Origin of the sequence: Clostridium sp. CX1 (assembly GCF_025398335.1) — a bacterium.
GTDB classification, from domain to species: Bacteria; Bacillota; Clostridia; order Clostridiales; family Clostridiaceae; genus Clostridium_AM; species Clostridium_AM tanneri.
In genome coordinates, this window is the sequence record NZ_JAODOO010000017.1 from 57763 (window position 1) to 77185 (window position 19423).

Annotated in this window: 17 protein-coding genes; 8 read left to right on the forward strand and 9 right to left on the reverse strand. The window is 30.9% G+C overall.

Annotated elements, in window-relative coordinates; genetic code table 11:
- Positions 1 to 21: 21 nt before the first annotated feature.
- Positions 22 to 2364, forward strand: coding sequence for an AraC family transcriptional regulator (locus N4T77_RS16425; RefSeq protein ID WP_261672933.1), 2343 nt, complete (start codon positions 22 to 24; stop codon positions 2362 to 2364).
- 94 nt (positions 2365 to 2458) lie between these two features.
- Positions 2459 to 3421 (forward strand): 6-phosphofructokinase, encoded by a 963-nt coding sequence (pfkA, locus tag N4T77_RS16430; protein ID WP_261672934.1) that lies wholly within the window; start codon positions 2459 to 2461, stop codon positions 3419 to 3421.
- Positions 3422 to 3495: 74 nt separating this feature from the next.
- Here pfkA and N4T77_RS16435 read toward each other — a convergent pair whose 3' ends face one another.
- Positions 3496 to 4833 carry an APC family permease gene (locus N4T77_RS16435; RefSeq protein ID WP_261672936.1) on the reverse strand — a complete coding sequence of 446 codons (1338 nt, stop codon included), beginning with the start codon at positions 4831 to 4833 and terminating at the stop codon, positions 3496 to 3498.
- Between the two features lie 601 nt (positions 4834 to 5434).
- Positions 5435 to 6394 carry a DUF523 and DUF1722 domain-containing protein gene (locus N4T77_RS16440; protein WP_261672937.1) on the reverse strand — a complete coding sequence of 320 codons (960 nt, stop codon included), beginning with the start codon at positions 6392 to 6394 and terminating at the stop codon, positions 5435 to 5437.
- Positions 6395 to 6566: 172 nt separating this feature from the next.
- Between N4T77_RS16440 and N4T77_RS16445 the strand changes: the two genes are divergently transcribed.
- The gene (locus N4T77_RS16445; RefSeq protein ID WP_261672938.1) at positions 6567 to 6992 is read left to right on the forward strand and encodes a Fur family transcriptional regulator; all 426 of its coding nucleotides are present in this window, start codon (positions 6567 to 6569) and stop codon (positions 6990 to 6992) included.
- A 47-nt stretch (positions 6993 to 7039) separates the two neighbouring features.
- Here N4T77_RS16445 and N4T77_RS16450 read toward each other — a convergent pair whose 3' ends face one another.
- Positions 7040 to 8272: an ABC transporter substrate-binding protein gene (locus tag N4T77_RS16450; RefSeq protein ID WP_261672939.1), complete on the reverse strand. Its 1233-nt coding sequence runs from the start codon at positions 8270 to 8272 to the stop codon at positions 7040 to 7042.
- A 132-nt stretch (positions 8273 to 8404) separates the two neighbouring features.
- On the opposite strand from N4T77_RS16450, the gene N4T77_RS16455 reads away from it, so the two are divergent.
- Positions 8405 to 9343, forward strand: a complete 939-nt coding sequence (locus N4T77_RS16455; RefSeq protein WP_261672940.1) for a VCBS repeat-containing protein — start codon at positions 8405 to 8407, stop codon at positions 9341 to 9343.
- Positions 9344 to 9505: 162 nt separating this feature from the next.
- On the opposite strand, the gene N4T77_RS16460 is transcribed toward N4T77_RS16455, so the two are convergent.
- Complete coding sequence (locus tag N4T77_RS16460; protein ID WP_261672941.1) at positions 9506 to 10459, reverse strand: YafY family protein; 954 nt, start codon at positions 10457 to 10459, stop codon at positions 9506 to 9508.
- 344 nt (positions 10460 to 10803) lie between these two features.
- On the opposite strand from N4T77_RS16460, the gene N4T77_RS16465 reads away from it, so the two are divergent.
- From N4T77_RS16465 to N4T77_RS16480, 4 genes are all read left to right on the forward strand, one after another.
- On the forward strand, positions 10804 to 10944 hold the full coding sequence (locus N4T77_RS16465) for a hypothetical protein (RefSeq protein ID WP_261672942.1): 141 nt from the start codon (positions 10804 to 10806) through the stop codon (positions 10942 to 10944).
- A 320-nt stretch (positions 10945 to 11264) separates the two neighbouring features.
- A complete protein-coding gene (locus N4T77_RS16470; RefSeq protein ID WP_261672944.1) occupies positions 11265 to 11423 on the forward strand; it encodes a hypothetical protein in 159 nt (52 codons plus the stop codon).
- Between the two features lie 116 nt (positions 11424 to 11539).
- On the forward strand, positions 11540 to 11689 hold the full coding sequence (locus N4T77_RS16475) for a hypothetical protein (RefSeq protein ID WP_261672945.1): 150 nt from the start codon (positions 11540 to 11542) through the stop codon (positions 11687 to 11689).
- Positions 11690 to 11746: 57 nt separating this feature from the next.
- Positions 11747 to 12175 (forward strand): hypothetical protein, encoded by a 429-nt coding sequence (locus N4T77_RS16480; RefSeq protein ID WP_261672946.1) that lies wholly within the window; start codon positions 11747 to 11749, stop codon positions 12173 to 12175.
- Between the two features lie 80 nt (positions 12176 to 12255).
- On the opposite strand, the gene N4T77_RS16485 is transcribed toward N4T77_RS16480, so the two are convergent.
- The 5 genes from N4T77_RS16485 to clpX all read right to left on the reverse strand — a co-directional run bounded on the left by N4T77_RS16485 (position 12256) and on the right by clpX (position 19421).
- Positions 12256 to 13056 carry a CPBP family intramembrane glutamic endopeptidase gene (locus tag N4T77_RS16485; RefSeq protein WP_261672947.1) on the reverse strand — a complete coding sequence of 267 codons (801 nt, stop codon included), beginning with the start codon at positions 13054 to 13056 and terminating at the stop codon, positions 12256 to 12258.
- Between the two features lie 52 nt (positions 13057 to 13108).
- Entirely contained in the window at positions 13109 to 13705 is a 597-nt protein-coding gene (gene yihA, locus N4T77_RS16490) for a ribosome biogenesis GTP-binding protein YihA/YsxC (RefSeq protein WP_261672948.1), read from the reverse strand.
- 57 nt (positions 13706 to 13762) lie between these two features.
- Positions 13763 to 16084, reverse strand: a complete 2322-nt coding sequence (gene lon / locus N4T77_RS16495; protein WP_261672949.1) for an endopeptidase La — start codon at positions 16082 to 16084, stop codon at positions 13763 to 13765.
- 185 nt (positions 16085 to 16269) lie between these two features.
- Positions 16270 to 17949, reverse strand: coding sequence for an ATP-dependent protease LonB (gene lonB / locus N4T77_RS16500; RefSeq protein ID WP_261672950.1), 1680 nt, complete (start codon positions 17947 to 17949; stop codon positions 16270 to 16272).
- A gap of 182 nt (positions 17950 to 18131) precedes the next feature.
- Positions 18132 to 19421 carry an ATP-dependent Clp protease ATP-binding subunit ClpX gene (clpX, locus tag N4T77_RS16505; protein WP_261672951.1) on the reverse strand — a complete coding sequence of 430 codons (1290 nt, stop codon included), beginning with the start codon at positions 19419 to 19421 and terminating at the stop codon, positions 18132 to 18134.
- Between the last annotated feature and the right edge of the window lie 2 nt (positions 19422 to 19423).

Genomic DNA, 19423 nt, shown 5'->3' on the forward strand with positions numbered 1-19423 from the left:
ACTTAGGAAAGGAAAGAGATAATGAAAGGTTTTTTAATAAATAAAAAGATTAATTTAAAAAGTACCTTTATAAAACTAATCCTATCTTACATAATACTTACTTCGCTGATACTTTCTATAACAACCACAGTTCTATATAATAGCTATAAAAATCAACTAATAGAAAACTCCATAGGAAGTTCTGAAAAAACACTAAATCAAGCTATTTATTATACAGACTACATATTAAATTGGTCCAAGCTGTTTTTATATCAGTTATACCTAAACGAAGATATATATAGCCTAATGTATTACGGTAAAAATAATTATTATAGTTCCAACGAAAATTCGAAGATACTTCAATTGAATTTTCCTTTACCATCTATTCATTCAGTCTATGTCTACAATAATAATAGTGGAAAGGTCTATAGCTCTATAAGTGAAACTGTAGACATCAACAACTTTTATGATAAGGGTCTTTTACCCCTTATCAGTGATTCTCCTGACGGCTTTAGTACAGGTTTAACTCCAAGAAAAGTAAGCTTTTTATCTAAGGACAACTTGAAATATGATAGAAATATTCTTTCTATCACATTTTCTAATACTAAGAATTCTAAAAATAACTTGCCGGATGGAGCTATAATTTTAAATTTATCTGTAGATGAAATTGAAAAATACTTTAAAACTATTTCTAAGGATAAGTGTGATATATTCGCTATTGATAACACTGGAAATATAATTTTCCACTCAAATTCAAGTATGTTTCTTAAAAATGTTTCATCCCTTGAATACGTAAAAACTATACTTAATGAACATAATTCTAAAGGTAGTTTTTTATCAGACATAAATGGTGAGCCTTGTGTAATATCTTATAATTCTTCAGATAAACTTGGTTTAAAGCTTATAGCAGTAGCTCCATATCATACGTTACTAGGAAGTATGGAGGAAATGAATCATCTAATGTTAATAATCTTTATAAGCTTGCTTTTTATAGGTATTATAGTTTCCTACTTCATATCTAAAAAAATATATTCGCCTATAGGGAGAATTGTAAAAGATGTTGAAAATAAAATTATAAAACATAATCTGATAGGCGAAATACAATCAAATGAATTCGATTTTTTATCTTTAGCTATAGATTCAGTATTTAATGAGAATATTTCCTTAAAAAAACTTTCCTTTGAGGATAGAAAATTTTTAAGAAATCGGTTAATAGAAAGTCTCTTACTAAATAATTTAACAAATTTCAAAGACATAAAAGAAAGGTTAGATGAATTAAGTATTAAAGTATCAGAAGGAACTAATTTAGTTATCTTATTTAAGATTGATCAAATTTCTGAGTTTTACTCTAAATATTCCCATGAAGACAGAAAACTTCTAAGGTTTGGAATATGCAACATATGTCAGGATGTTTCTTCAAAGGCTTATAATAGTGAATGTATATCCATAGGTAAAAAACATATTTCTCTTATTTTAAACACATCAGACAGAGGAAGTCTTGACAATTTAGACTTAGTTGAAAATCTTATAAAAGAAATTCAGAACTACGTTATGTTGTTTTATAATATTTCTCTATCTGCTGCTATAGGATGTTGTGCTGATAATTTATACAAAATATCTACTTCTTATGAAGTTGCTATGAACTATTTAAATTACACATTAAAATTTGGCTCAGGCTCTATATTAAATTATGATAAAATCATCCTAAACTTAAATAGTGAGTATCAGTATCCAGATGAGATTGAAAACGCTTTATTTAGTGCAGTTAAGCTAGCAAATATAAAAAACATGGAAAAGGAACTGGACAGAATACTAGAAAAAATAAGTTCTTACTCTTACAGCAATATGCTCCTTGGAATATCTCAATTAGCATTACATTCAAAAAAACTAATTGATACTTTGTACAACATTAATAATGAGAGTTCAAACATTAACCTTAAAAGTTTCTTAAACAATTTAGATAAACTAGAAACCTTTACCGAGGTAAAAAGCTGGTTTATTGATTTATATACAAGTTCTATTACTCAATTAGATGAGAAAAAATCAAACAAAAAAAATGATATTATAAAAAATACCATAGCTTATATAAACGAAAATTATAATAACCCAAATTTATCTGTAGATATTATATCCGACTATGTAAATATCTCATCTAGCTATCTAAGAGCAATATTTAAGACTACAGAGAATAAATCTTTATCTACTTATATATCTGAGTTGAGATTTAACAAGGCAAAGGTTTTACTTGAAACAACTAGCCTAACAGTTTCTGAAATATCTACTGAAGTTGGTTTTAGTAATAGTAATTATTTTTATACTGCATTTAAGAAAAAATATGGTATTTCGCCTAATCAGTATAGAAACACCTTCAAAATCCGGGGCTAGAAAACTTTTCGCACTAGCCATTTATTATATGTTATTTTTTCATTAATAATAAATAAAGGGTATATAGAACTTTTATACTATGGAGGGATAGTAATTGAAAACTATAGGAGTTTTAACAAGTGGTGGAGATGCACCAGGAATGAATGCGGCTATAAGAGCCGTTGTAAAAGCTGCAGCTTACAATAACATTAAGGTAATAGGTATAGAAAGGGGTTATAAGGGATTAATTAATGGGGAATTTAAACATTTAACTCCTTCAGTAGTTGAGGATATTATTGATAAAGGAGGAACTATCCTCAAAACGGCAAGGTCCCAGGAGTTTATGACAGATGACGGCCAAAAAAAGGCACTAAATGTTTTAGATATACTTGGAATAGAAGGTTTGATAGTTATAGGGGGCGAAGGCTCCTTCAAAGGCGCGTCAAAATTAAACAGATTAGGCGTTAAAATAGTAGCTATACCTGCAACAATAGATAACGACTTAGGTTATACAGACTATTCAATTGGTTTTGATACCACATTAAATATAGTTATAGACTGTATAAGTAAAGTACGAGATACTACTATCTCCCATGAAAAGGCTACTATTATTGAAGTTATGGGAAGATATTGCGGAGATATAGCCCTATATGCTGGGATAGCAGGAGGCGCTAAAATTACACTTATACCAGAAAAGGGAATAGAAGTTAACTCAGTTTGCCAAAAACTCCTTGAGGATAAAGCTAAGGGAAATCTAAATAATATTATTATACTAGCTGAAAATTTGTATGATCCATTGCAACTAAAAAAAGAGATAGAGGAAAAAACAGGAATTAATACAAGAGTTACAATGCTCGGCTTTATACAAAGGGGTGGTAGCCCTTCTGCCTTTGATAGAATACTTGCTAGTAGAATGGGTGCAAAATCCATAACTTTATTAGTAAAAGAGAGCACCTCAAAGGCAATTGGTATCAGAGGAAATTTCATGATTGATGTAGATATTGATGATGCTATAGCTTCCAAAAAAGAATTAAATGTTGAGTGCTATGAACTTTTAAAGGAATTCTCTATAATTTAAGATTTTTAATAGTAAAAAAAGCTGTAAGAAGAAATCTATCTAGATTATCTTCTTACAGCCTCACTTATCTAAAATTAAGCTATATCTTCATCAGACTTTATAAACTTATCTTTTCTTGATTTATAAACTGGGTATCCTATTAAAGTAGCTACAAGTCCTAATCCTGCATTCATAGGTTGAGTGAATAGAGTGTTTAATATTATATATAAACCTCCTATTATAGCTATAGCTGGTATTACAGGATATAGAGGAACTTTATATGGTCTGTGTAATTCTGGTCTGTTCTTTCTAAGAGTAAATACAGCACAGAATGTCATAACATAGAATATCCAAATTACGAATATTAATAAGTCTGTTAACTGGTCAAACTTACCTGAGAATATTAATAGTATTGAGATAACACCTATTAATATACCACTGTTTATTGGAGTTTTGAAAGTTGGGTGTAATTTTCCTAACCAGTTACTGAATGGTAGTTTATTTTCAACTGCCATAGCATATGGAATTCTCATTCCTGTCATTATATATCCGTTTAATGATCCAAATATTGAGATTAGAATACCTATAGTAATAATCTTTCCACCACCTGGTCCGAATATTACTGATGCTACGTCTGCAGCTGGTGTCTTAGTTGCAGCTAGTGTTGTTGCTGGTAATACGAATAGATAAGCAACGTTTATTAATAGGTAAATTGCCATAACTACTGATATACCACCAATGATTGCCTTAGGTAAATCTTTACCTGGGTTTTTCATTTCTCCTGCTATAGCTCCAACGTTTATCCATCCATCATAAGCGAACATTGTAGCTACAAGTGCTGATCCAAGACTTGTACCTATCGGATGATCAGCAGCAGTCATTGGGAATAATCTTACTACTCCACCATCACCTTTTGTTAAACCAACTAATATTATTGCAAATAAAGGTACTAACTTAGCAACAGTTGCAACAGTTTGGATAGCTCCACCTGTTTTTGATCCTAATGAGTTCATGCATATTAAGAATATAGTAGTTATAATTGCTATTGGAATTATCATTCCGTCGCCTAATGCTAATAATGAAACTGCTTGTGTTGCAAATATTATTCCAAGAGCTGCGATATTTGCTGGGAAATATATTACTGTCTGAGCCCAACCTAAAAGATATCCCCAAACATCTCCGTATGTCTCATTTAAGTAAGCTACCATACCACCTGTTTTTGGAATTGCAGCAGATACTTCAGCTGCTGTAAGTCCACCAGCTACGGATATTATTCCGCCTAGAACCCACGCCATCATACCTAGTCCTGGTGCGCCTGTCGCAGTAAATACAGCTGTAGGCTTAAAGAATACTCCTCCACCTATAACCATACCGATAACGATTGCAAGGGCGGGTACGAGACCGATTTCTTTTTTTAATTCATTTTTGCTCATTATACGATTTACCTCCCTACAAAAATTTTTTATTAAATATATTTTATTTCGATAAAATCTTAACATGTTTTACAGTTTAAATCAAGTGTAATTTTCGCAATAATTTTATTTTTATACCTAATTGTTGTATTAATCATCATAATTCTGATATCATAAGTATGAAATTACAAGTATAAAGTCGTTTTGCGAAGCGAAAAAACTCGAATATTGTAACTTTTTAAATATAAAATTTAAACCAAACATTGTTTTTATTAAAACTATTTTTAAATATGAATTCAATTATTCACAACGGTTTTTGTATTGTAATATAGATTATTAAAGTTTCTCTTTAGAAAATCATTATTTTAACAAAGCTAGCATAATTTTATTAGGTTTTATTGAGATTTTGTAAAAAATTATTAGAATATTGCTTAGCTATTAATAGACTTTCCCTAATAACCTTATTGTTATGCCATATAAATATAATTTTATTTCTAAAAATTGAATTTATCACAATCTATTTTTTTCAGCACAATTATTTTTTTTAATAAGCGTAAAATATTGAAGACTTTTTAGTCAAATATAGTTTCATTTATTTTAATAAACTTTTATTTATAAATTTTTATGTTAATATTTTCCCAGAATCCCTCATTTCCACAAGGCTGTGAGGGTATGGTTCAAAAAAACTTTGATTAATAAAACTAAAAACTTCAAATCTTATTAAATATCCTTTTATTAAGTATAAAGGAACTGAAAAAGGTATATTTCCACTTCTATATTTTTCTAAAGTATCTAATATAAATACGGTTTCTCTTTCTGAGATTTTATCCTGGAATACTTTTATAATGCTTAGCATTAAGCTAATATTTGATGTATATCTGGGCACCCTTGCCAAGACTAGTCCCAAATAATACTCATATTCCTTAATAATTCTTTCTGTGCTTTCCTCACTTTCTTTCTTTATTATATCGGACAGCTTTCTAAATCCCTTTTTATTGTAGTACATGAATAGCAGCTCATTATATTTATGAAACTTCTTTAACTCTACAATGGAATTTGTCTTTTTTAGTTCTCTAAATCTAGCCATTGTATACAATTTTGTTAAAAAGTGTTCTCTAATTTTATAATCTTTCAACCTCCCTTCATCTTCAACAGCTAGATTAGGATATCTTTTTGTTACCTCTCCCCCAAAAAAACCCTTTCCCTTTCTAACTGCTGCTCCCTTATCTATACTGCTATATATTTTTACGTCTTTAATTCCACAAGAAGGAGACCTAGTTTTTAATAGAAACCCATCTACTTCTTCCAGGTTATTTAGAAATGTGTTAGAAAAATCATTCATCATTACTGATAAGTCCCTTCCTGTTTTAGTTTCAATAATTTTAAAATCTCCATCAATATTTACTACTCTTATGGAGTTCCTGGGTATTTCTAATCCTATTTCTATTTCCGGACATACTGGTACGAATCTAACATAGTCATTTAACTTATTTACAAACTCATCATTTTCAATTTGTCCGTTATATCTACATGCCTGAAACCCTAGACATTTGCTTACTACTACAATGGGTTTGACCTCCAATAATTTCATCTCCTTACTTTTCTAATATAAAACTGATGAATGTTACTCCTGTCTAATTATTTTCTGTAAAACTCTAAAAAATATGTTTATGAATTAATTCCAATAAAATACTTTTGACAATTAATAATTTCTATTATATGATATAATTAATTATATAGTAAGGATGGTGTATATGGATAACCTAGCTAATATCTTTAGAGAAAAAAAGTTAAAACTTACTCCTCAACGTATCGCTGTGTACAAATATTTACAATCTACAAATGAACATCCATCTGCTGAAACAATATATAAAGCTCTACAACCAGAGTATCCTACAATGAGCTTAGCTACTGTTTATAAAGCTCTTAAAACCTTAGTTGAAGTAAACCTGGTTCAAGAGTTAAATGTAGGTGAAGGTAACTTTAGATATGATGGAAATGTATGTCCTCATTCTCACATACAATGTCTAAATTGCGGAAAAGTAAATGATGTAGAAGGTATTTGCTTTACTGACTTAAATGATAAAGTTCAAGATCTTACAGACTATGATATAATAGCTAATCAAATATATTTTTATGGTATTTGTAGTTCTTGCAAACAAGATGCTAAAGAAAACTAAAAATATGTTTATATAGATAAAGAGCAGTTTAGTGTATAAACTGCTCTTTATCTATAAGCTTCATCTACTGCTTCTTCCCATTCCTTTTTGCTTTGTTTTCCTGATAATATTTCATCGACCTTAGAAGATATGCTGCCCTTTAACTTTTCTGGTATATTATATACAAATGCAACACCATCCTCAGTACTCTCCTGTAAGTGCTGTATGATACTACCTTTTACGCCTCCACCCTTAGAATTGTTAACCTTCTTATTTCCAGTTATAAACCCCTTTTCCACCAGTTTCTTTTGAGTATCATCACTTAGAGCAAACTTTATAAAATTAGTCACTTCTTCTCCATTCTTATGGTTTAGAGGAACAGCCATAATTGATTCTGTTACAACTGGTATATTGAAATTTATTGAGGAATCCCCCATATTCTCTCCTATTACCTTTATATTTTCATCCTTAAAGCTTTTAGCATAGTGGGATGTAGCTACTATTAATGGCATATCTCCTTTCACAAATTTATCTACAGTACTATCATTTCCAATTTCAAAAGTATTCTTATTTATACCTCCAGCTTTACTTAAATCTGCTAATGTATCAAATGCTTGCTGCATCTCGTTTAAGGATTTATAGGCAGATGCTCCACTATCATATATACTCTCTAACTTTCTCATACTCACCTTATTATTTACTATTATAGAAAAGAGCCCATTATTTATATCTAAGTCTTCTGGTATTATAACTGGAATTCTTTTTCCTGATTCACCTAACTTTTTTAACATACTTCCAAAATCAGTTATATTTGATGGCGGCTTAATATTTAACTTATCAAGTGCCTTTTGGTTATATAGAATTTCAATTGTATAAGGTATTAATGGTACTCCATAGTATTTATCATTGAATCTTCCATATGCCTTTACAACAGTATAATATCTTTCACTTATTTTATTTTCATCATAATAGCTATCCATATCACTTAAAAGACCCTTTTTACTTAGCTTCATCATATTATTTCTAGAAGTGAAAACAATATCTGATTCTCCGCCTTTACTTATATCTTCTTCTATCTTTCCGCCAATAGGGTTGTTAACATTTACTTTCACCTTTCCATTATCCTTTTTATATTCTTCAGTAATGAATTTAAGGATATCTAAGGATCCTTTATCTTTAGTATCAATATATATGTTCAATTGTTTTTCTTTGGCTGTCTCTTTTCCCTTACCACATCCACTAATATTGATTAATAATAATATTAGTAAAAGCATTGCTAATCCTCTTCTTCTAACAATCATATTTTCCTCCTTTCGCTTCTAGTAACTGTCAATTAAATTACTTATTTTTATCTTGATAAGTATTGTAAATTTATTTTGTGCATAATAATTAAATATATAATAATTTCATATAATTAACTGGAGGTGAAATATATGAAATTTAGGGTAATTTTTCTAAAGAAAAAATATATCTATTTTTTACTATTAACACTGATTATTTTGATACTGCTATTAATCTTGTTAGTTTCTAAAAACTATTCACCAACTTTCAATAAAATCTTAAACGACACAGCAATAAAAGCAGATCTTAACGGTGATGGAAAAGAGGACATACTATCTGTAAAAAAAATTGGTGAAAAGTATGACCTTGAGGTAAAAACTAAAGATAAAAGTTTTTCTATTAAAACAGACAAAAACTCTCCCCCAATCGGTCACTATTCTACCTATTGGCCAATGAGAGTTACCCTCATGGATGTTTCTAGAGATAAGATTCCTGAAATTTTTATTCAGTCGTCTAATAAGGATACTCCCATTCAACATATTTTTATTTGGAATGACGGTAAATTTGAAAACTTATTTTCAAACACAAATAACATACTGGGCTTTATAGACTGTAAAAATAACAAAACGCCTAAAGTTATCTCTGGAAAACTCCAAAATGACGATATAACACTATCAAACTATATATTTCTTAATTATAAATTTAAGAATTATAACTATGAAACTAATAACGTATTTATGGGTAAAGATACTATTTGTTCCTTTGTCAAATTTGTACAAGGTCTTCCCCATAATGAATCCTACAGGCCTAAAGATATATTTGTGCCAACACTAGATAAGTCAAGTTTGTCTGTAATTGATAAGTTAGCTGGTGATAACAATAGTTACGTATTTCAAGATGGCATTTTTACAGAAAATAAGTGCAATCAAGATGGCGAAGTATCTGAAGTTCTCTGGACTCTAAGTTTTAAGGGTGTCTCTAACCTAAATAGTAACACAGTAAAAAATTACACGATAAATCTCCTGCTAACTAAGGATGAAAATAGCAAAGATAATTTCTACTTTAAAATTACTTCCATGTACTTTAAATAATATAGAAAATAAAAAGGGACCGTTTTACGGTCCCAAGGGGGATGGGGGGTTATTACATCAAATGAAGATTTTTATCATTTGATGTTTATGGAGATTTTATCTCCAATTACATTTATTATATTGTCCCGTTCCTTAAAAATTATTCACCTTCATACAAAAATTTTAATATTTTTTGCACATTTCTTCTAATTCTTCTCTTATTTCCTCTCTAAGATACTGAGGTTCTATAATTTCTGCATTTTTCCCAAAACCCATTATCCACTTTTTTAACTCATCAGTTTCATCTACATATAAATTAAATAGTATATCGTCCTCTTCTAAGGACTGTAGTTCTTCACTAACGTGCCAGCTTCCATTCTTTATAAATTCTGCAGCTTCCCTGTGAAATTTTACAGTTACCTTTATCTTTTCTCCCTTAAATAATTTTTCGTTATCTTTCAAATAGTCTTTTAATGAAAAATTGTAAGGTCTCATATATATTTCATTTGTTATTTCTATGCTCTTAATCCTTGACAGTCTAAAAGTTTCTACAGAATCTTTTTTATGGCAATATCCAATTACATGCCATCCTCCCTCTCTAAATATTAAATTATAACAATCTAACTTTTCAATGGTTAAATTATTTTTGCTCATGGACAAATACTGAAGGCTTAAAGTACGTCCTCTACTCATTGCGTAATTAATCTTTGAAATTTTATCCTCAAGGCCCTGTAAACTTCCGATTTCGCTTATCTTAAAATCTCCACTATTATTTAAATGCTGTAAATTACTATCTTTATTTATACACAAATTCTTTATCTTGGCTACAGCACTTTTTAACTGCTTTTCTCCTGTAAACCCATTTTCCTCTGTAAGTATTTCCGAAGCCATTAATAGACTTTGCAGTTCATCTTCACTAAGTTTTGACGGTTTCATATAAAATTCTTCATCTATGAAGAAGCCACCGTATCTTCCCTTTCTAGTATGAACAGGTATATTAGCCTTATTTAAGCTGCTTATATATCTATATATAGTCTTTTTATCTACTTCCAGAGTATCTGCTAATTCTGATGCAGTTGTAAGACCCTTATATTGAAGTGTAATTATCATTTCCATCAAATGAGATATCTTAGACATAATGCTTTACCCCCAGCGTAATTATTATACTAATCTATATTTATATCGTTTTATTTGTCGTTTTTTTTAGTATATTATTGTATAAATTTTAAGACACTTTTTACTAGTTATTCAAAGTATAACCTGACGATATTTTTGATTCCAGCAATTGAAGAAAATATGATAAAAATTTTCAAGTGCAAATTCCATAATTATATGTGTCAAATTTCCTAAAACTGAATATTATGTACTATGAGCAAAGGACAAGCGATTACCTGTACCTTAAGCTAAAAAATTAATTAAAACTTAAGATGTAAAGTAAAAAGAGTTAAATAAAACCAATGCCCAGAAAGGGGGGTTAGAGCATGCATGATCATCAATTACTAGCATTAGCTGCTTTAATAGCATTATTGCTATTAATATTCTGTAGAAGAAAAGGAGCTTATCTTGCTCTATTAATTGTTCTTGCTATCTTGATCGTAGCTGGTACAACCGGAAGAAGATAACTAATCAATAATAAAGAATTAATGTACCAATATACTTTATACCAGTTTTAAAACATTTTTTGTGTCAAGTATTACTAAACTTCATAATATATACTGTGAAGTAACTAAAGTACAGGTATTTTATATACAAAAGATACAATAAATGTTTTAACACAAAATTTCATAGAATCTGTGTCAACTTTCTTAATGATGAATACTATGTAGTATAAGGCAAACAAAAGACAAGCAGGTACCTAAGCCTAAGATAAAAGATTAATCAAACCTATGATGTAAAGTAAAGAGACTCAAATAAAACCAATGCCCAGAAAGGGGGGTAAAGTATGCGTGATCAACAATTACTAGCATTAGCTGCTTTAATAGCATTACTTCTATTATTATTCGGTAGAAGAAGAGGAGCTTATCTTGCTCTATTAATCGTTCTTGCTATTTTAATTATTGCAGGTACAACTGGAGAAGGAAGAAGAAGAAGAAGATGTTAGGCTAAAAATATAAAATTAGTGTATGGATATAAACAAAGGTTCTAGAGTAATAAAAACAGAAGATATAAAGTAAAGAGACTTAAATAAAGCCAATGCCCAGAAAGGGGGGTTAGGATATGCGTAGAAATCAATTATTAGCATTAGTTGCTATAATAGGCATAATACTATTAGCTTTCAGAAGAACTAGAGCTGCTCGTCTATCTATCTTAATAGTTCTTGCTGTTTTAATAGTAATAGGTGCTGCAGGAAGATTTGGATGGAGATAGTATAATTACTTGATAGGAGAGCTTAGATAGCTCTCCTTAATATAAAGGAGTGATAAAATGGGAAAACATCGCAGCAAAAGCTTTGTTGACAACCTAAATCTTGGTGAACTATTAAAAAGCATAGATATAAATCAAATTATATCATTAGTTTCTACATTGGTAGGAGCAAATAACATGAATGTAAATCAACTAAGTTCTATGCTCCGTAATTATGATTTAAATGACATAGCTAATGAAAATGGTGGAAATAAATTTGATGAAAATAAACTCAAATCCCAACTTTCAGCTTTAGCAGATAAGCTTGATGAAGTAGATGGCGGAAAAAATGGAAACATCCAAGACGAATTACTAAAAGCTGTTAAAAACCTACAGTTATCTTCTGATGATAACGATGCAATATATGACTTCTTAAAATCTAACCTAGATAGTGCTAGAAATAATTCTGATGAAAAAGACCACAAAAGAGATAAGAAAAGTAAAAAATAAGTAGTGCACTATAGTTTTTATCCATAAATTAAAGACATGTCATAATAATATTGACATGTCTTTACTCTTTTTAACTCTGTTTATAAATTCATTGTTCCTAACTTTTCTAGTAACAGCATCGTGGTAGTTATAGCATTAAACACGAAATGGTTAAACACAGAGTACCAATATCCTTTTTTATGAATTAAATAACAGTTATATACTCCAATCCATATTAATAGTGGAAATGCCTTTAAGTTAAAATGAATAAATCCGAAAATTAGGCTGCTTAGTATTGCTGCAAAATATACTCCTATTCTTGGTCTAAATATCTTCTCAAAGAATAACCATCTAAAGACAAACTCTTCAAGAACTGGGGCAAATATTATGACAATAGGAACTATAATTAAAAACTTTCCTAAAGGCATGTTTGCCATCCATGTAACTATTTCCTGCTGTTCTGCTTCAACCTTATAATTGGACAACATTATTGATTCAAAAATAGATATAAAAATTGTTATCAAGTATGAAATCGCTGTTAGTCTTATAGCTGAGAATAGTCTAAACTCCTTTAAACTAAACTTGAATCTTTCATAATCTTCTCTAACTCTGCTGCTTATGCTCCTTCTACTATACTGAATATTATTTATGGACATATAATCATTTCTAAATACGTCCCACTCTCTATTGGAAGATTTCAAATACATAATATTAAAAATTACAAGAATAAATGGAAGCAGGTTCTGAGTGAAAAATGAAAATATTATATATAAAAGACTTAACAGTACTGCTAATACCTTGCTCCTATGTCTCTCTCTCCAAAATCTTATAAACAGAATAAGTGGAGGAATATAAACAAACAAAAATACAAGAGCATCCTTAACTAAACTAATTCCATTCATTTTATTTTCTCCCTGCTTAAGTTGTAACACTTATTATAATATAGTCTTTATATTATCTTGCACTTTTATCTAATGTCTCTTGAATAACTTCCAAAAGTTCTTCTTTCCCCTGCTTTTTTAGGGAAGAAAAAGTTAATAATTGATCATTATCCTTTAACTCCAATGTATCTTTTATTAATCTTAAATTTTTCTGTAGTTCAGTTCTTGTTAATTTGTCAATCTTTGTAGCAACAACAATAGTATCATAGTTATAATACTTTATCCATTTATACATTGTTATATCGTCTGCTGATGGTTTGTGTCTACAATCCACAAGAAGTACTATCTTCTTTAGCTGTTCTCGCTGTACTAAGTATGTCTCGATTACCTTTCCCCAGCTTTCTTTTTCTGTCTTAGATACTTTCGCGTAACCATAGCCTGGTAAATCTACAAAGTAAAATTCGTTGTTTATTAGAAAGAAATTCACTAATCTTGTCTTACCTGGAGTTCCACTTACTTTAACCAATTTTCTTCTATTAGTTAAGGTATTTATCAGTGAAGACTTCCCAACATTAGATCTTCCTACAAAGGCTATCTCCGCTCTACCATCTTCAGGGTATTGAGTTCTTACTACTGCTGAAGTTATAAATTCCGCTTGTTTTATCTCCATATATTCATCTCCGTCTACAAGTTTTACTTTAGTGTTAACTTGTTTTTAATAAAAATCCTATTCATCTTTAACCAAAGCATTGTCTAGTACAATATCAATATTATCTGCAAGTATATATTTAAGTTTACTCTTAATAGTCTTTGGTACTTTTAGTATATCCTTCTCATTGTCTTTTGGTACTATTACAGTATCAATTCCAGCTCTATAAGCTGCAAGACTTTTCTCCTTAAGGCCTCCAATAGCCAGTACTCTACCTGTTAAAGTAATCTCACCAGTCATTGCAACATTATGTCTTACCTTTTTACCGCCAAGAGCAGATACCATAGCGGTAATCATTGTTACACCTGCTGAAGGGCCGTCTTTAGGAACAGCTCCCTCTGGAACATGTATATGTATATCTTTGCTCTTATAGAACTCTTCTTCTATTCCATATTTATGTCCATTAGCTCTAACATAACTATAACCTGCCCTTGCTGATTCCTTCATTACATCACCAAGTTGGCCTGTTAACTCTAGCTTTCCCGTTCCTTTCATAACAGATACTTCTATCGGTAAAGTATCTCCACCGTATCCTGTCCATGCCATACCCATTACTACGCCTATTTTGTCCTCTTCCTCTGCCCTATCGTAGCTATATATCTCTGGTCCAAGATATGTCTTAACCTTATTTATAGTAATCATTATATTGTCTTTGTTTTTTTCTATCATTTCAGCCATGGATTTTCTTATTACAGTAGAACATTTTCTTTCAAGAGTTCTAACACCTGACTCTCTAGTGTAGCGATCAATAATATGATATATGGATGAATCCGAGAACTTAATTTTACTTTCATCTACTTCATGCTCTTTTAATCTTTTAGGTATTAAATGCTTTTTGCATATATGAAACTTTTCTTCACTTGTATACCCTGATACCTCTATAACTTCCATCCTATCAAGTAAAGGTCTTGGTATAGTATCTAAACTATTAGCTGTAGTAATAAATAATACATTAGACAGGTCAAAATCCAGTTCAAGATAATGATCCCTAAAAGTACTATTTTGCTCTGTATCTAAAACCTCTAAAAGAGCATCTGCTGGATTGCCTCTAAAGTCACTACTCATTTTATCTATTTCATCTAATAGAAATAATGGATTTTTAGACTTGGCTTGTTTCATTCCATAAATAACTCTTCCTGGAATAGCCCCAACATAAGTTTTTCTATGACCTCTTATCTCAGCTTCATCTCTAACTCCACCTAGAGACATTCTTACGAAATTTCTATTTAAAGCATGTGCTATAGACTTAGCTATGGAAGTCTTACCTACTCCTGGCGGTCCTACAAGACATAGTATTGGTCCTCTTAAGGAGTTACTCATTTGCTTCACTGCTAAGTATTCAATTATCCTGTCTTTTACATCTTCCAATCCATAATGCTCTTCCTCTAGAACCTTTCTAGCATCCTTTATGTCTAAGTTATTTTTAGTAGTATTATTCCATGGTAAATCTAAAATCCAATCTAGATAAGTCCTTATAACTCCGCCTTCTGAAGAATAAGTTCCACTATTCTTTAGCCTATCAAGTTCATATAATGCCTTTTCTTTAACTGGTTTTGGAAGCTTTGCCTTATTAATTTTGCTCTTATATTTTGCTATTTCCTTTTTATCCTCGTCATCCTCACCTAGTTCTTCTTGTATGGCCTTAAGCTGCTCTCTCAAGTAATATTCCTTCTGAACCTTATCTAATTTAGTCTTAACCCTTAGTCCTAGCTTTCTCTCTAGCTTTAAAATATCCACTTCATTATTTAATATATCAAAAAGCATCTTAAGCCTTTCGCTTATAGTATATGCTTCTAAAAGTTCCTGCTTAGCTTCTTGCTTAAGCATTAAATAAGAACTGACTATGTCTGCCATTCTTCCAGGGTCCTCTAATTCATCCAATGTAATTATAGTCTCTACTGGTACATTTCCTGATAGCTTTACATATTCATCAAAGCTTTTTCTTATTGCTCGAATAAGTGCTTCATCCTCTTTATTCTCTACAATTAACTCATCTTTTAAAACTTCAATTTTAGCTTCAAAGAAAGGCTCCTTTTTAATATATTCTGCTAATCTTCCTCTGCTTTCACCTTCCACTAATATACGTACAGTGTCTCCCGGCAACTTTAATATCTGCTTTATATTACAAATGGTTCCGATTTTAAAAATATCATCTTCATTAGGTTCTTCTATTTTTGCTTGCTTTTGAGCCACTAGAAATATTTTTTGTTCTCTAAGCATTGCTTCCTCAAGGGCAAGTATAGATTTCTCTCTACCTACATCGAAATGCAAAACCATATGTGGAAATATAGTAATACCTCTTAGCGGAATTAGAGGAAGAACTTTTTCAACATTATCCATATTTCTCCCCTCACTTCAAATAATAATTTAATAAAAGTAAATTCATGTTCAGGATATAATTAGACTAATATATTATAACCATAAAATGGACTTTTTTCAATTCTTCTATTAATTGATGTTAACTTTTTAAAGCAAGCTATTTTCTCGATATAGAAAACAGCTTACTTTAAGTATAACTATAAGATTTATATATCTAAGGATTCAGCAGCTAAAACATCTAAATTTGTTTCTATCTGTATTGATGAACTATCCTTATTTTTTGATAATATTCCTAAAGTAAATACCTCATAAATAGTTTTAACTGGAATAACTTTCACATCTTGAATTTTTGAGAAACTCTCCTGCCAGTTTTCACTTGGTATTAAGATAGTTTTTGCACCAGCCTTTTTGGCCGCTTGGACTTTTGCATTTACTCCACCAACAGGTTTAACATCTCCATGTATTGATAGTTCTCCAGTCATAGCTACCTCATTGTTAACTGGAATATTTTTTATAGCACTATATACTGCAGTAGCTATACTTATTCCTGCTGAAGGACCATCTACTGGCACTCCTCCAGAAAAATTGATATGTATGTCATACTCATCACAATTTAAATTATATAACTTTTCAATTACAGTTATTACATTTTCCACTGAACACCTTGCGGTACTTTTTCTTATCATCTTCCTATTCTGATTGCTTATCTCTTCTTCCTCTATTATACCTGTTATCCTTATATTGCCCTTTCTAGAACTGACCTTTTTTGCTGTAGCCTCTACTTCCATTACTGCTCCTATATTAGCGCCATAGACTGCTAATCCGTTTACATACCCTATAGTTGGTTTTTCAATTATTTTCTTTTCAGGCCTTGGCGAGTATTGACCATTTTCGATAACCCACTCTACATCGCTCAGTGTAATCTCATCTCTACCATCGTTTAGAGCTATTCCTGATGATAACTGAATTAAATTTACTACATCTCTACCATTTTGCGAGTACCGTCCTACCAATTCTTCTGCTTTTTCTTCTATTGTAAAACCTATTTTATCTACTGCATTCTTAGCTATAATCTGGATTTCTTCCGGAAGAAGGGCTCTGAAAAAAATTTCAACACATCTTGACCTCAAAGCAGGAGTAATTTCTTCTGGATTTCTAGTTGTAGCACCAACAAGCCTAAAATCTGCTGGAAGTCCATTATCAAAAATGTCTTTTATATACGCCGGCATGTTATCATCAGATGAATTATAGTATGAACTATCTAAAAAAACCTTTCTATCTTCTAATACCTTTAACAACTTATTCATCTCTATAGGATGAAGTTCTCCTATTTCGTCAATAAATAGAATTCCTCCATGAGCCTTTGTAACTGCTCCTGCTTTAGGCTGTGGGATACCTGCGACCCCTAGAGGTCCTGCCCCTTGGTATATAGGATCGTGCACTGAACCAATTAGTGGGTCTGCTATACCCCTATCATCAAATCTTATAGTAGTAGCATCAATTTCAATAAACTTTGATTTATCATTAAAGGGTGAAAAGTCCTTTTGCTTTGCATAATTTAATACTAACCTAGCTGCAGCAGTTTTACCAATTCCAGGTGGTCCATATATTATAACATGCTGTGGATTAGGACCGCACAATGCTGCTTGAAGAGCTTTTATTCCCTTCTCCTGACCTATTATTTCACTGAAAGAAGATGGTCTGCTTCTTTCTGTAAGGGGTTCTGTTAACTTTATTTCTCTTAATTTTTTTAGTTTCTCCATCTCTTTTTTATTTTCTTTATCTATTACTATCTTCTTAGATTGTTGACCTTTCAATGCATTAAAAAAGTATAGTCCCATAACAACAGTTACAACAAACTGGATAATCATCCAAGTATACATCATGCTTGAAAACCTCCCTCCAAAATTCCCTTTATCACTTATCTGTTTAGTATTATGCACATCTTCTGGGCAACATATTCCAGTTATCAATTAAGAATTAGGAATTAAGGATTAAGGCTAAGCATCAGTAATTATTTTCATATTAAAGTGTAAAAAAGAGTACCGATTTCCCGGTACCCTTTTTTCTATGCTGATTCTGAGCCTTTTCTAGCTCTAGACTTTTTTACTTTTATAGGTGTTCTCTTTTCACCTTCAGCCTTAATAAGCTCTGGTTCCTTTGTAGTAATTGTTTCTTTATTTACAACTACTTTAGCTATTTCTTCTCTTGAAGGAATTTCGAACATAATATCTTTCATAGTATCTTCAATAATTGCTCTAAGTCCTCTTGCACCTGTATTTCTTTTTAATGCCTCATCAGCTATAGCTTCTAGAGCTTCCTCTGAGAAGTCAAGTTCAACATTATCAATTTCGAAAAGTTTTTTGTATTGTTTTACAAGGGCGTTTTTTGGCTCCTTTAATATGCTTATAAGTGCTTTTCTATCTAAAGCCTCAAGAGTAACTACTATAGGAAGTCTTCCAACAAACTCAGGAATAAGACCAAATTTCAAAAGATCTCCAGGCATTATATCCTTTAAAAGCCTACCTACATCTTTTTCTTTTTTAGACTGAATTTCAGCCCCAAATCCTAAAGTGCTTATTCTTGTTCTGCTTTCTATTATTTTATCTATTCCATCAAAAGCACCACCACAAATAAATAGTATATTACTTGTATTTATTTGTATAAACTCTTGATGAGGATGTTTTCTTCCACCTTGAGGTGGCACTGAAGCTACTGTACCTTCAAGTATTTTTAACAATGCTTGCTGAACACCTTCTCCAGATACATCTCTTGTTATAGATGGATTTTCCGATTTTCTAGCTATTTTATCAATCTCATCTATATATACTATTCCTCTTTCAGCTCTTTCTATATCGTAATCAGCATTTTGTATTAATTTTAAAAGTATATTTTCAACATCTTCTCCAACATAGCCTGCTTCAGTAAGAGTTGTAGCATCTGCAATAGCGAATGGAACATTTAAGAACTTAGCTAAAGTTTGAGCTAATAAAGTCTTTCCTGATCCAGTTGGACCAAGTAAAAGAATATTACTCTTTTGCAGCTCTACATCATCACTATTGGCATTAGAATTAATTCTTTTGTAATGATTATAAACTGCTACAGCTAGTGATTTTTTTGCTCCATCTTGACCTATTACATATTGGTCGAGATAAGTTTTTATCTCCATAGGCTTTGGAAGAGAACTCATATCTACCTGAACATCTTCTTCAAATTCATCAGTAATTATTTCAGAACAAAGTTCTATACATTCATCACAAATATACACACCTGGCCCTGCTATAAGTCTTCTAACCTGATCCTGAGTTTTGCCGCAGAATGAACATTTTAATTGTTTTTTTTCATCAATTTTGGCCATCT

Excerpts from the sequence above, each read along its gene's own strand:
- N4T77_RS16425 (WP_261672933.1), top strand. The coding sequence starts at position 22 with ATGAAAGGTTTTTTAATAAATAAAAAGATTAATTTAAAAAGTACCTTT.
- N4T77_RS16435 (WP_261672936.1), bottom strand. The coding sequence starts at position 4,833 with ATGAGCAAAAATGAATTAAAAAAAGAAATCGGTCTCGTACCCGCCCTT.
- N4T77_RS16445 (WP_261672938.1), top strand. The coding sequence starts at position 6,567 with ATGGATAACCTAGCTAATATCTTTAGAGAAAAAAAGTTAAAACTTACT.
- N4T77_RS16450 (WP_261672939.1), bottom strand. The coding sequence starts at position 8,272 with ATGATTGTTAGAAGAAGAGGATTAGCAATGCTTTTACTAATATTATTA.
- N4T77_RS16455 (WP_261672940.1), top strand. The coding sequence starts at position 8,405 with ATGAAATTTAGGGTAATTTTTCTAAAGAAAAAATATATCTATTTTTTA.
- N4T77_RS16460 (WP_261672941.1), bottom strand. The coding sequence starts at position 10,459 with ATGTCTAAGATATCTCATTTGATGGAAATGATAATTACACTTCAATAT.
- N4T77_RS16465 (WP_261672942.1), top strand. The coding sequence starts at position 10,804 with ATGCATGATCATCAATTACTAGCATTAGCTGCTTTAATAGCATTATTG.
- N4T77_RS16470 (WP_261672944.1), top strand. The coding sequence starts at position 11,265 with ATGCGTGATCAACAATTACTAGCATTAGCTGCTTTAATAGCATTACTT.
- N4T77_RS16475 (WP_261672945.1), top strand. The coding sequence starts at position 11,540 with ATGCGTAGAAATCAATTATTAGCATTAGTTGCTATAATAGGCATAATA.
- N4T77_RS16480 (WP_261672946.1), top strand. The coding sequence starts at position 11,747 with ATGGGAAAACATCGCAGCAAAAGCTTTGTTGACAACCTAAATCTTGGT.
- N4T77_RS16485 (WP_261672947.1), bottom strand. The coding sequence starts at position 13,056 with ATGAATGGAATTAGTTTAGTTAAGGATGCTCTTGTATTTTTGTTTGTT.
- yihA (WP_261672948.1), bottom strand. The coding sequence starts at position 13,705 with ATGGAGATAAAACAAGCGGAATTTATAACTTCAGCAGTAGTAAGAACT.
- lon (WP_261672949.1), bottom strand. The coding sequence starts at position 16,084 with ATGGATAATGTTGAAAAAGTTCTTCCTCTAATTCCGCTAAGAGGTATT.
- lonB (WP_261672950.1), bottom strand. The coding sequence starts at position 17,949 with ATGATGTATACTTGGATGATTATCCAGTTTGTTGTAACTGTTGTTATG.
- clpX (WP_261672951.1), bottom strand. The coding sequence starts at position 19,421 with ATGGCCAAAATTGATGAAAAAAAACAATTAAAATGTTCATTCTGCGGC.